A 12,509-nucleotide genomic window follows, 5' to 3' on the forward strand; every position below is an offset into this window, starting at 1 on the left:
AAAAGCCGCAGTCGAGGACTGCGGCTGGATTGCGACTTTTGTTGTGGCTGGGCAAGTATCAGTCGGCCTTGCGTAGATCGCCGCCGACTGCAGACTTGCTGCCCACGCCACTCTGGGCGTAAAGCACGAGGCGCGGCGAGCTCGCGGTCCAGGTAAAAGTCTTGCTTTCGCCATTGGCCAGATAGCCGCTGTCGAAGACGACTTTGCCCACCAACTGGTCGTAGATGCTCATGCGAAGTTTGCCGCCGTTCGTGGTGTTGGCGGTCAGTTTGTAGGTGGCACCGCTGACTGGCTTGGCCCAGGTCACTGCGTTCATTCCGCGGTTGCTGTAGTTCACGACTTCGGACATCGAGTTGGTCGCCGGGAAAACCACGGCTTGGTCCCAAGAGCTGTACTGGCCCAATACGCTGCCGGATTGCTGGGTCCAGTTGCCACGCATGGAAAGCAGATTCAGGTTCTGGTTGGGCGTAAAGGTCTTGCCGTTACCGTCGATCCAGCCCTGGGCGCTGACCACCCGGCGAAGAGCTGCGCGGATCGACTGCATTTCAGTGGCGACGGTATTGTTCCATCCGCTCGGCGAAGGATTGGCGTCGGCACCGATCTCTGCGTAGATGACGAAGGGCGTGCCGATATTGGCATCGACGATGTAAGCACCGTAGCGTTTGAGTGTTTCAGCGATCCGGCGGACTTCTGCGTTGGTAAGTTTGCTGGTATCGAAGTCTGGCGGCAGCATCACCAGACTGCCCTCGGGAATGCCGCCCTTGTTGCGGATGGCGGCTTCGGTATCTGCTGAGGTGGCCGGGAACACATAGGCGGGATTGGGGCTCAGGCCCGAGTAGGTCAGTGACATCGCCAGCGCATGAGGATAGTACTGGGGCTTCTGGGCCGCCTCATGGATACGGATGATGCCTGCCGCCGCTGGTACGCCGGTAGCACGGGCACCCTGATAGTAATGGCCTGGATCAGCCCAGCCGCGCCCATCGATTTTGGTCCAGGCATACATGGCAGCAGTCCATTTTGTCCCTTCCTGCTTGAGCTTGAAGAGCGAATGCACAATGCCAGTCGTGGGGTCAACGATGTCAGCATGACCGTCCGTCCCCGGTGCGGCTTTCGCTGAAGCCGGCCAGTGTGGAATGGTGATGTCGTGATAATTCTCGTCATCCGTATGGAACAGGCCTTTGCTGCCAGTCAGACCGGTGATGGTGACCGGCGGGTCATCCGGCGACGCCAGGAAGATGCCGGTGGAATAGGTGTTGTTAGTCACCGTGGGGAAATAGCTGTCAGTCGGAATGACGAAGGAATCAAACACCGGATTCACCGGGCGACTGTTCCACAGCGAGTCGGCAGCAAAGGGTTTCATATAAGTACCCCATTCCTGGGCCCAGCCTGGTGCGGCGGCAAGCACAGCGGTCAGTCCGAGTGTCAGTTGAAAGCGTCTTAGTGTGGTGGTGGGCCGTGGCATAAGCAACTCCTGTTGGTGTGGTTTAGTGATGATCTGGCCAGGTGGATTAAGTTCTACGCATCCTCGAAAATGTAAGTAATTTTAATGAGAAGGTGGAAAGTATATCGATCATTGTAGTCAGGCATCGGTCTGATGCCTCGAAAAGCGATGGCGGATGCTCAGGGCAGCTCCGGCGCTGCCGTTTCATAAATATTGTTGATGCATTGCAGCATCGGCGGCGGTGACTGTCGCATAATAGAGAGTGGTCTGACTTGGATCTTGATTTCCATGCAACGTTGCCTGGACATCTTGCGGCATCTGCAGGTTGCCACCTCGGATGTGGCAGGTTTCTTTGCAAAGCTGGAAGATTGTCGCTCAGTAGCATTAAATGCGAGTAGTTTGGAAGATTCGGACAGCTTCGGCAGTCCAGAGGAAATGAATATGTCGATAATCATCTCGATTGTGCAAGTGTTTTTGCTGGTAGCGCTGGCGCTTCTTGCGGTGCCGGTACTGGTACTTTTGCTGCAGGTGGTCTGCGCACGCGGACCCGTCAGGGGGGCAAGCGACACGGGGCAGAAGCGACCGCGGCTTGCCGTACTGGTGCCGGCTCACAATGAGGCCGGCGGAATTGCCGATGTTATACATGGCATTGTCAAGCAGTTGGACAGCGCTGACCGGGTGCTGGTCGTGGCGGACAATTGCTCGGATGAGACAGCCCAAATCGCACGTATTGCGGGAGCTGAAGTTACTGAACGGTTTCATGATGAGTTGCGCGGGAAGGGTTATGCGCTTGACCACGGCATCGCTCATCTGGCTGCCGATGCGCCGGATGTTGTCATCATCGTGGATGCTGATTGCTTTCTAGGGGAGCAGGCTCTGGATACCTTGGGGCGCCGGTGCGCCCAGTCGGGGCGTCCGGTACAGGCGCTCTATCTGATGCATACCCCAGAGGGGGCGGGCGCAATGCGCAAGATCGCCGAGTTTGCCTGGTTGGTAAAGAATTGGGTACGGCCACTTGGGTTTCATCGGATCGGATTGCCTTGTCAGTTGATGGGGACCGGGATGGCATTCACCTGGGAGCAGATCCGCAGCGCAGATCTGGCCACCGGCCACATTGTCGAGGATATGAAGTTGGGCGTCGATCTGGCTGAAGCCGGACAGGCACCGCTGTTTTGTCCGCAAGCCATGGTCTACAGTTATTTTCCGTCCAGTGACAGTGGCGTTGAGACTCAGAGAACGCGCTGGGAACACGGCCATCTCAGCGTGATCCAGTCTTATGTGCCACGCCTGTTAGTGGGGGCCCTCAGGCGTGGCAACCTGGCGATGGCAGGGTTGGCACTGGATCTGAGCGTGCCGCCCCTTGCGCTGCTCGTGATGCTGGTAGTGGCCGCATGGGTCATCACGACCTTGTTTTGGGTTGGAATGGGCGCGATGATGCCAGTGGTTATCGCCAGTGCGCTGCTGGTCTGCATCGGGAGCGCGGTATTGATTGCCTGGAATGGCTATGGCCGTAGCATCATCAGTCTGCGCGAACTGCTCGGAGCTGTTGGATATGTCGCGCGCAAGTTACCCCTGTATTTCAAATTCTTGTTCAACCGCCAAGTGGCGTGGGTGAGGTCAAAACGTGATTCAGAATAACGCTCGGCATCTCTCTCCTGGACTTGTCGTTGCTGCGCCGGAGCAGCCATGGGGCCCCCTGCCTGACTTCAACCGTGAGGTGTTTTGCATTCTCGGTTTGCCATTCGACTGCGTCAGTCTGGATGAGGCTGTGCGTCTGACGCAGCAAGCCGCTGTGCAGGGGCAACGATGCTTCCTTTCTACCCCCAACCTGAATTTTGCTATCGCTTGCCTCGACGATTCGCAGTTCCGCTTGTCGGTAATCCAGAGTGATCTTTCTATCGCCGATGGCATGCCGCTGATCTGGATCGCGCGTGCCACAGGCTTGCCCATCAAGGAGCGCGTGGCTGGATCGAGCTTGTTCCAAGCATTGCGGCAAGCAGGCATGCCCACGGGCAATAAGGCTGTAGGAGTGTATTTTTTTGGTGGTCCGCCCGGCGTGGCACAGCGGGCCAGCGAAAAGCTCAATGCTACGCCGTCGGGAATGCGTGCCGTCGGGTTCGATAGTCCGGGATTTGGCAGCATCGAAGAAATGAGCGACTCATCCGTGATTGATCGTATCAATGCCAGTGGAGCCGACTTCCTTGTGGTAGCACTAGGTGCCAAAAAGGGGCAAGCATGGATCCAGTTCAATCTGTCTCGCCTGACAGTTCCGCTGGTCAGTCATCTGGGTGCCGTGGTCAATTTTGTTGCGGGAACTGTCTCCCGGGCACCCGTGTGGGCACAGAAGTCCGGCATGGAATGGCTGTGGCGCATCAAGGAAGAGCCAAAACTTTGGAAGCGTTACTGGCAGGATGGTATCGGCTTGTTGAGTGTGCTGGTCAATCGTGTTGTACCGCTGGCAGTGTCGCGGCGTCAGAGAGCACCTGCACCATCCGAATTCGACAAGGCGATCATTAGTGTGCGGCAACAAGATGGTGATTGTCGGCTAATCCTGACGGGTGCTCTAGGGCTGCCCAATATTGCGCGTTTGCGTGCACTCCTGCCGAGCGCGGCCGATCGGTCCGGGCCCATGCTGGTGGACTGTTCAGAGCTGGCTCACATCGACAGCGCGGCGTTGGCATCTCTGATGCTGTTATATGGCGCATGTTGTGCGAGGGGTAGGCCGTGGGCAATGCTTGGTGTGTCAGCAGCGTTGCGCCGGCAATTCGAGTGGCACTGCGCACATTATTTGCTTCAACCCTTGGCTTGACGGCCATGGAGACGTGATCTCTGCGGTCGGCACTTTCAGCTCAAATATTAACGATAGAAAAGGCACTCATGAAAGCAATGATCCTGGCAGCGGGCAAGGGGACACGCGTACGGCCCTTGACCTACGCACTCCCCAAGCCGATGATTCCCATCCTCGGCAAGCCCGTGATGGAGTACCTGATCGAGCACTTGGTCAAGTTCGGTATCCAGGACATCATGGTCAACGTCAGCTATCTGCACGACCGCATTGAGAATTACTTCGGCGAAGGTCAGCGCTTCGGTGCGCGCATTGGCTATTCCTTCGAAGGCTACGTTGATGATGATGGTCAGGTCTTTCCAGATCCGATCGGCTCTGCCGGAGGGATGAAGAAAATCCAGGAATTCGGTGGCTTTTTCGATGAAACCACGTTGGTCATCTGTGGTGATGCGCTGATCGACCTGGATATTCATTCGGCCCTGTTCGAACACCGCCGCAAGGGTGCCCTGGTGAGCGTCATCACCAAGGAAGTGCCGATGGAGCAAGTCTCCAGCTATGGCATCGTGGTAACCGAGAAGGATGGCAAGGTGAAGTCCTTCCAGGAAAAGCCTAAACAGGAAGAGGCACTCTCCAATCTGGCCAGCACCGGCATCTACATCATGGAGCCCGCCGCGCTGGACCTGATTCCCAAGGACAAATTCTTCGATATCGGTGCTGACCTGTTCCCGTTACTGGTGGAAAAGCAATTACCGTTCTATGCCCAGAATCGTTTCTTCAACTGGATCGACATCGGCAATGTCACCGATTTTTGGTCGGTACTGCAAAGCGTGCTCAAGGGCGAAGTAGCGCAGATGTACGTGCCGGGCACGCAGATTCAGGAAGGTGTGTGGGTGGGCTTGAATACCCGCATCGAATGGGATGGAACCACTATCGAAGGACCGGTCTATATCGGTGCCGGCTCGCACGTGGCGGCAGGTTCTACGATCATCGGACCTGCCTGGATTGGTCATGGCAGCCATATTTGCAGTGGCGCAAAGGTGATTCGCAGTGTGCTATTCGAATATACTCGCGTAGCGAGTGGAACGACCTTTGAAAACAGCGTCGTTTATGGTGCGTACAGTGTCACCCACGAGGGCGAAATGAAACATACTTCCGATCGGCCGGACGAGCAGTGGAACGATGCACGGGATCGCCGTCTCAAACCGCGCAGTGCGATTTAGTAAACCTGGAGTACTTAATGTCTAATCTCAAAATCTATCCCGTCATCCTGTCCGGTGGTTCGGGTACCCGCTTGTGGCCGCTTTCCCGCGCAGCCTATCCTAAGCAATTACTTCCTCTTGTCAGCGAGCAGACCATGCTGCAGGAGACCGTGGCGCGGGTCAGCTCCTGGCCCGAAGTACAGGCGCCGTTGGTGGTGTGTGGCAACGAGCACCGCTTCATGATCGCCGAGCAGATGCGCGGGATCGGCATGCGGCCGCTGGGCATCATGTTGGAACCTCAGGGTCGCAACACGGCCCCAGCGGTCGCTGCTGCCGCTCTGCACCTGCAGCGTCTCGATCCGGAGGCCGTGATGCTTGTGTTGCCGGCCGACCATGTCATCACTGATGTGCTGTCCTTTCACGCAGCGGTGCGCCGTGCTTTGGTCTCGGTGGAGAAGGGGGCGCTGGCCACCTTCGGTATTGAGCCGACGCAACCTGAGACCGGCTATGGCTACATTCTGCGTGGTGCCGCAGATAGCGCGGAAAGCGGTAACTTCCTGGTAGAGCGGTTCGTCGAGAAGCCAGACCTGGCGACCGCTAGCGGCTTCCTGCAGCAGGGCGGGTATTACTGGAACAGCGGAATGTTCCTTTTCAAGGCACGTGATTATCTGAGCGAGCTGGAGATCCATCGCCCGTTGATCGGTGCGGCCGTCAAGGAGGCTGTGTCCAAGGCCTATAACGACCTTGATTTCTGCCGCCTGGACGAGACTGCCTTTGCAGCTTCGCCATCGGAGTCCATTGACTACGCTGTCATGGAAAATACCTCCCGTGCCGTGGTGGTGCCCGCCAGCATAGGTTGGAGCGATGTGGGATCGTGGAGTGCGTTGCACGAAGTGCTGCCGGCCGATCAGGAAGGCAACGTGATTCGTGGCGACGTACATCTCAAGGAGGTGAAGAACACCATGGTTCGAGCGGAAAGTCGTCTAGTCGCTGTGCTCGGCGTGGAAAACCTGGTAGTGGTCGAAACGGATGACGCCGTGTTGGTGGCGCACCGTGACAAGGTGCAGGAAGTCAAAAGTTTCGTTGACAAGCTCAAGGACGCAAAGCGTACCGAACACGTGCATCACAAGCGCGTCTTCCGCCCGTGGGGCAGCTACGAGAGCGTTGACGCCGGTGAGCGTTTCCAGGTGAAGCGCATCATCGTCAAGCCGGGCGAGAAGCTGTCGCTGCAGATGCATTACCATCGCGCAGAGCACTGGGTGGTGGTCAGCGGCTCGGCCTTGGTTACGCGTGGGGAGGAAGTGACCTTGTTGAGCGAGAACGAATCGATCTATCTGCCCATCGGAGTGACCCATCGTCTGGAAAATCCGGGCAAGTTACCGCTGCACCTGATCGAGGTGCAGTCGGGAAGCTATCTCGGCGAGGATGATATCGTGCGCTTTGATGATGTTTACAAGCGAGCGTGAGAGCGCAAGGTCCCCATGAAAAAAGGAGAGCACGTGCTCTCCTTTTTATATTGTCCGCGGCAGTCTCAGGCGTTCGTCGCTCCGACCTTTTGCATGCTCTGTTCGTACAAGGCCAGCAGCCGTGCAGCCAGTGCCGGTCCTGCCTGAAGGCAGGCGGGATACTTCCAGGTCCCCTTGACGAAGAGGATGCGATCAAGGGCATCGAGAAAAGCATCGATATGCGCCGACATGATTTCATCCACGCCAGCTTTCGCACGCTGTACAGTGGCATCAAGCTGGTCGAGGTTGTTGACCACGAAGGCGATTTCCGGTTTCGAGTAGAACGATTCACCCAGCACTACCGTCGGTGTCTTGCGCCGTACCGCCTGCAGGCCTACCGATGAGTTGATGACGAAGACCATGGTGGCGCGGTCCAGCAGCAGTTCGACGTCGAACTTGCGCAGCCAGAGGACATCAGGATACTTTTGACGTAACTGGCTGTAGTCGTAGCGGCCAAGGTCTTCCGGGTGCTCCTTGACGATGATGGGGTAGTCCGGGCCGCAGGTACGACGAATCGCGGCATGGACTGTCTCGAAAAATTCTTCCACCGAATGCACCAGTCTCGAATTGAGCAGCACCTGCGTATCGTCATGGACCTGAAGCGGGATGAAAGCGAATTGGGCCGGCAGCTTCGCTTGGTCGTTTGCGATGGCCGCCCGTCGACGCTTGATCTTCCAGCTCTTGATCCTGCTGAATCCCCGTTGCTCGGGATAGTGCCCGTAGTAGGATAGATTGGTGCGGTGAGCCAAGGCGATAGCGGCCAGTTGCGTGCGGGTCAGCGGTCGCAGGTTCAACGATGGCGCAGTTTTGTCGACTACGGCTGTATCGCCCCGTCCTTGTGCTTGCGCAAGCACGGCATCGAAGTCCAGTGAGGCCAACGTGGCAGAGGCATTCACGCCCCCGAGGTCAGCCTGTAGCGTATTCGCAAAGTAGCCGTTCTCCAGATAGACCACGGGGATGCCGCTGCGACGGCAGAGTATGCTGATGACTTGGCCAATATGATCCTGACCATTCCACACCACGAACAATTCGGGCTGCTGCTCCTCGAGGAATCGATTGACATAGCGTGCTACGGTATTGACGCGGTCATGCCACTCAATCAGGCTCCCACCGTGCTTGGTCTGCATGAAGCTGACCATTTCCTTCACTTCGTCCTCGGAAAACAGTATGTCGGCTTCGTGCCTGCTACCGTCCAGTGTTTCCAGATCGCGAGGGTAAAGTTGACCGGTATTCTTGGCCAGCAGCTTGTGGTCGTGGGGAAGGAAGTTCAGATAGCGTACCTGATGACCATGTTGATGTTCCAGACAATTGCCGGTACTGAGCATGAGCGGAACGAACATGTCGGCCAGGACGAAGATGGCGATTTTCATGATGAGGTCGCTTAGTAATACTTGGAGTTGATGTCAGGTTTCCTGAGTCGAGCCTTGCACAGTCCCATCGCGACCTTGAAGCGATGATTCGCCTTGGCGATGTCGCCTTTGACGCAAATTGACCAGGCCGATTTCAGTAGCCATGTCAAAATCGCAGGAAGCCCCTTACGGCGTGTATCAACGAAGGTGGCCAGTGCCATTTCTTCATTGTATTTTTTCTTGTAACTGAAATGCTTGTTCAGATAGTCGATCTGGCCGGTTTCGACGATGGTCAGATTGTCTGCTTTGACGGCCAGGAATCGTTTGGTCCATTCCTGATCTTCGGAGGCGAAGACCTCTTCGCGGAAAGGCAATTCACGCAGCAAGGCCGTCGGCGCGAAGCTGCATGAATTGGTCAAGCCATTGACCCCGGTGAAGTTGACGTTATTCACCTGTCGTACGAGCCAGGGGTGGGACTTGTTGGAAATGATCGATCCTACACGGTCCCCCTTGCTGGTCAACTCACTGAAAAAGCGTTGCATCACATCCTGCTCACGCAATATCACGTGAGAGGAAATGATCAGCACGTTCTCCAGTTCGGCCGCCTGGACACCCAGGTTGATCGAGCGCGCGTAGTTAAATGGTTGGCCCGACACATCAAGCCATATATCTACAAGGGCACGCAGAGCCTCCGCCTGAGCAGGATCAGAGCCGCTATCGACGGCCATGATGGCCGTGGGAGGGCTGCTCTGCATGCGCAGCGAACGGATGACCTCTTCTACTAACGGCAGGCTGTTGAAGGTGCGGATCAACGCAAGATATTCCATATTGATTGGGTCGCCGGAGGGATTCATTTTTTGAGTCGACGGAAGGCCAGCTGGATGAACTCGCTTGCTTCGCGCCGTTGAAACAGCGCCACCATGAGAGCCCAGAACAAAATGCCTGCGCCAACCAGGATGGCGAACAGCAGATGACCCGAATACTGCGGCAACTGCTTGCGCGCAAGCTGCAGCAAGACAGCCATAGCCAGTCCACTTAGCGCGGATGGCAGTAGGCTCAACAGAAAATCTGCAAGGCGGATCGACAAGAGCTTGCCCGCCAGATAGAAGCCGGGCAAGGCCATCATGATGGCCGCTACCAGATAGGCGATGGCCAGGCCCCGTGCGCCATCGATCCAAGCACCGGCAACGTAAGCGATGATGTGCAGGGGCGTGCCGACCATGGACATGCGGAAGAGCCAGTCGGACTTGCCTAGCGCCATCAGTACCGGACTGGCAATGCTGGAAATGACCTGCACATAGCCGACCATTGCCAGGAAGGTGAGAATGCCGCCGACCAGAGCCCATTTGGGGCCGAGGAAGCTGTCGACGAACAGATCGGAAACTCCGGCCACGCCAAACATGATTGGCGCCGAAATGAAAGAGACCAGTTTCAGGGAGCGCAGTGTCAGCGCTGCCATGTAGGCTCTATCATCCTGTCGTCGACTCATCACGGGGAACAGCGAGCGTACAGCGACCCATGAAATGTTCTGTACCGGGAACAGCATCAGCTTGTATGCCAGGGAATAATTACCTAGTACGGTGATGCCGAGCATCTTGCCGACGATGAAGCTGTCGGCATTGCGGAACAGGTAACTGGCCAACTGATGTCCAGCCATGGAGCCGCTGAACTTGAAGACGCCTCGCAGTGCTTCACGATCAAACAGCGCCTTGGGACGGAAAGGAGAAAACCACCACATCAGCACGGTAGTACAAGCTGCCATCAATAGTGCCTGTGCAATCAGGCTCCAGACGCCGAGGCCGCGATAGGCCAGTACCAGCGCGATCAGCAGGGACAGCAGCGAAGAGGCTGATTCAATGCCTGCGACCATACGGAAGCGAGAAACGCGTTCCAGCAGAGCTTGATGCACGGTTGAACTGGCTGCAATCGGGAAGGAGAGCGAGAGAATCCATAGTACTTCCGTCAAGCGGGGCTCGTTGAAGGTCGCCGAGAGAAGCGGGGCAGTGGCGAACAGGGCGACCATGAGCAGCGTCCCGCCCGCCATGTTCAGCCAGAACACCGACGAGGTATCGGCCTGACTGATCTCGGCTTTCTGGATGATTGCTGCAGCCGTTCCCATGTCACGCAGTACGAATGCCAGATTGGTCGCCACCCCGGCCATGGCCATAAGGCCATATTCCGAAGGGGCGATCAGGCGAGTCAACACGAACATGTTGACCAGCTGGGACAAGATCTTGACGACCTGTGTCAGGGCGATCCAGCGGGCGTTGGCTGCGGCGCTCATGCGCGGCCCCGCTGCGCCGGCTGGCGCGCCTCAATGGGTGCCGCCATGCTTAATGCGTATCCAGCTCAGGAAGGCTCTTGATCAGATCATCCACCGCCTTGACCTGCTCCAGGAAAGCCTTGAGCTGCGACAGACGCAAGGCGCTCGGACCATCGCACAATGCCTTGGACGGATCCGGGTGGGCTTCCAGGAACAGGCCTGCCAGGCCCAATGCCATACCAGCTCGGGCCAGCTCGGTCACCTGCCCACGACGGCCGCCCGATGCCGCAGCACCGGATTCACGCTGTTGCAGGGCATGCGTCACATCGAAGATCACCGGCTTGTTGCCGCTGACCTGTTTCATTACACCGAAGCCCAGCATGTCTACCACCAAATTGTCGTAGCCGAATTGCGCACCACGATCACACAACATCACGTTGGTGTTGCCGCCTTCTTCGAATTTCTCGACGATGTTCTTCATTTGCGGCGGGCTGACGAATTGCGGCTTCTTGATGTTGATGACCTTGCCGGTCTTGGCCAGTGCAATGACCAGATCGGTCTGGCGCGCCAGGAAGGCCGGCAGCTGCAGCACGTCGCAGACGCTGGCGACTTCTGCCGCTTGGTAGGGCTCATGCACGTCGGTCAGCACCGGCACGCCATGTGCCTTCTTGACGGCTTCGAAGATCTTCAGGCCGGCGTCCAGACCGGGACCACGGTAGCTCTTGATGGAAGAGCGGTTGGCCTTGTCGAACGATGCCTTGAAGACATAGGGAATGCCCAGTTCCTTGGTGATGCGCACATATTCACCGCAGACATCGACAGCGAATTGTTCGGATTCGAGGACGTTGATGCCGCCGAAAAGAACGAATGGCAATTCGTTTCCAACTTGAATCTCATTGATCTTGATCATGTTCCGTTTCCTCATGCAGGAGGGTGATTTTCAAAGTCCGGCGCCTGTCTGCTGGCGCTTGGAAGGGGGGAGAATACGTGTTTTTGCCCGGCAATTACAGTCGCTTTGCATCCAGCAGCTTGAGCACGCCAACCACATGCTGCAGGTCGTTGAGCGCCACCAGCGCGGTGATGTTCAATTCCAGCATCTTGGCTTCGGCATCGACAAACATTTCGTTTTCCGAAACGGTCTTGGGCGAGCTGTTCATCAGGTCGGCAGCGGTGATGTGGTAGATGTCCTTGCGCGCAGCCAGGGCACGGCGCAAGTCTCCGTCGGTGATCACGCCGCAGAGTGCCTGGCGGTTGCCGTCCGTACTCACCAGCGCCATGCCCAGGCCGCCCTCGGTCATCTGGCTGATTACGTCGACGATGGCGGTATCGCGCATGACCCACGGCAGCTCGGTGTGCATCACGTCTTTGACGCGTGTGAGCAGGCGCTTGCCGAGACTGCCACCCGGGTGGAAACGGGCAAAGTCATTGGGCTTGAAGTCGCGCTTTTCGATCAATGCGACGGCTAGTGCATCGCCCATCACCAGAGTGGCGGTGGTCGAGGTGGTCGGGGCAAGGTTGTTCGGACAGGCTTCGCGCGGCACCGACACATCCAGCACTACGTCGGCGTTTTTTCCCAGGGTGGAATTGCGCTTGCCAACGATTGCAATGATGCGCAGTCCGAAATGCTTCAGGGAGGGAATCAGGCGGATCACCTCTTCGGTTTCGCCGCTGTAGGAGATGAGGATGGCCGTATCGGCTTCGGTGAACATGCCGAGGTCGCCGTGATAGGCCTCGCCCGGATGCACGAAGAAGGAAGAGGTGCCGGTGGAGGCAAGGGTAGCGGCGATCTTGCTGCCGATGATGCCGGACTTGCCCATGCCGGAGACGATCACGCGGCCACGGGTGTTGTACATCAGTTCGACGGCCTGTTCGAATTCCTCGGCCAGACGCTCGGCGATCATGTTCAAGGCTTGCGCCTGTTCCTGGAAGACGCGGAGTCCGGTTGTTCTCATGCTGTTCTCACTTTT

The 12,509-nt window shown here is 57.3% G+C and carries 10 protein-coding genes; 4 read left to right on the forward strand and 6 right to left on the reverse strand.

Annotated features, from left to right (window positions below; all coding sequences use genetic code 11):
* Positions 1–58: 58 nt before the first annotated feature.
* Positions 59–1,462: an Atrophin-1 multi-domain protein gene (locus ACWFUC_RS15275; protein WP_259434895.1), complete on the reverse strand. Its 1,404-nt coding sequence runs from the start codon at positions 1,460–1,462 to the stop codon at positions 59–61.
* A gap of 420 nt (positions 1,463–1,882) precedes the next feature.
* Here ACWFUC_RS15275 and ACWFUC_RS15280 point away from each other — a divergent pair, with 420 nt between their 5' ends.
* The 4 genes from ACWFUC_RS15280 to ACWFUC_RS15295 all read left to right on the forward strand — a co-directional run bounded on the left by ACWFUC_RS15280 (position 1,883) and on the right by ACWFUC_RS15295 (position 6,891).
* Entirely contained in the window at positions 1,883–3,079 is a 1,197-nt protein-coding gene (locus ACWFUC_RS15280; RefSeq protein WP_489625544.1) for a glycosyltransferase family 2 protein, read from the forward strand.
* Complete coding sequence (locus ACWFUC_RS15285; protein ID WP_259434897.1) at positions 3,066–4,250, forward strand: WecB/TagA/CpsF family glycosyltransferase; 1,185 nt, start codon at positions 3,066–3,068, stop codon at positions 4,248–4,250. The genes ACWFUC_RS15280 and ACWFUC_RS15285 overlap by 14 nt, the downstream gene beginning before the upstream one ends.
* Before the next feature lie 77 nt (positions 4,251–4,327).
* Positions 4,328–5,446, forward strand: coding sequence for a nucleotidyltransferase family protein (locus ACWFUC_RS15290; RefSeq protein ID WP_259435270.1), 1,119 nt, complete (start codon positions 4,328–4,330; stop codon positions 5,444–5,446).
* A gap of 17 nt (positions 5,447–5,463) precedes the next feature.
* Entirely contained in the window at positions 5,464–6,891 is a 1,428-nt protein-coding gene (locus ACWFUC_RS15295) for a mannose-1-phosphate guanylyltransferase/mannose-6-phosphate isomerase (RefSeq protein ID WP_489625338.1), read from the forward strand.
* 65 nt (positions 6,892–6,956) lie between these two features.
* Here the strand turns inward: ACWFUC_RS15295 and ACWFUC_RS15300 are convergent, their stop codons facing one another.
* The 5 genes from ACWFUC_RS15300 to ACWFUC_RS15320 form a co-directional block, all read right to left on the reverse strand.
* Positions 6,957–8,300 carry a capsular polysaccharide export protein, LipB/KpsS family gene (locus ACWFUC_RS15300; RefSeq protein ID WP_489625339.1) on the reverse strand — a complete coding sequence of 448 codons (1,344 nt, stop codon included), beginning with the start codon at positions 8,298–8,300 and terminating at the stop codon, positions 6,957–6,959.
* Positions 8,301–8,311: 11 nt separating this feature from the next.
* Entirely contained in the window at positions 8,312–9,133 is an 822-nt protein-coding gene (locus tag ACWFUC_RS15305; RefSeq protein WP_489625340.1) for a glycosyltransferase family 2 protein, read from the reverse strand.
* Positions 9,130–10,563, reverse strand: coding sequence for an MOP flippase family protein (locus ACWFUC_RS15310; protein WP_310835474.1), 1,434 nt, complete (start codon positions 10,561–10,563; stop codon positions 9,130–9,132). Before ACWFUC_RS15310 ends, ACWFUC_RS15305 begins: the two co-directional genes overlap by 4 nt.
* Before the next feature lie 49 nt (positions 10,564–10,612).
* On the reverse strand, positions 10,613–11,452 hold the full coding sequence (kdsA, locus tag ACWFUC_RS15315; RefSeq protein ID WP_259434902.1) for a 3-deoxy-8-phosphooctulonate synthase: 840 nt from the start codon (positions 11,450–11,452) through the stop codon (positions 10,613–10,615).
* Positions 11,453–11,546: 94 nt separating this feature from the next.
* Positions 11,547–12,494, reverse strand: coding sequence for a KpsF/GutQ family sugar-phosphate isomerase (locus tag ACWFUC_RS15320; protein ID WP_489625341.1), 948 nt, complete (start codon positions 12,492–12,494; stop codon positions 11,547–11,549).
* Between the last annotated feature and the right edge of the window lie 15 nt (positions 12,495–12,509).

The sequence above is a fragment of the Herbaspirillum sp. Her4 genome (assembly GCF_057961335.1).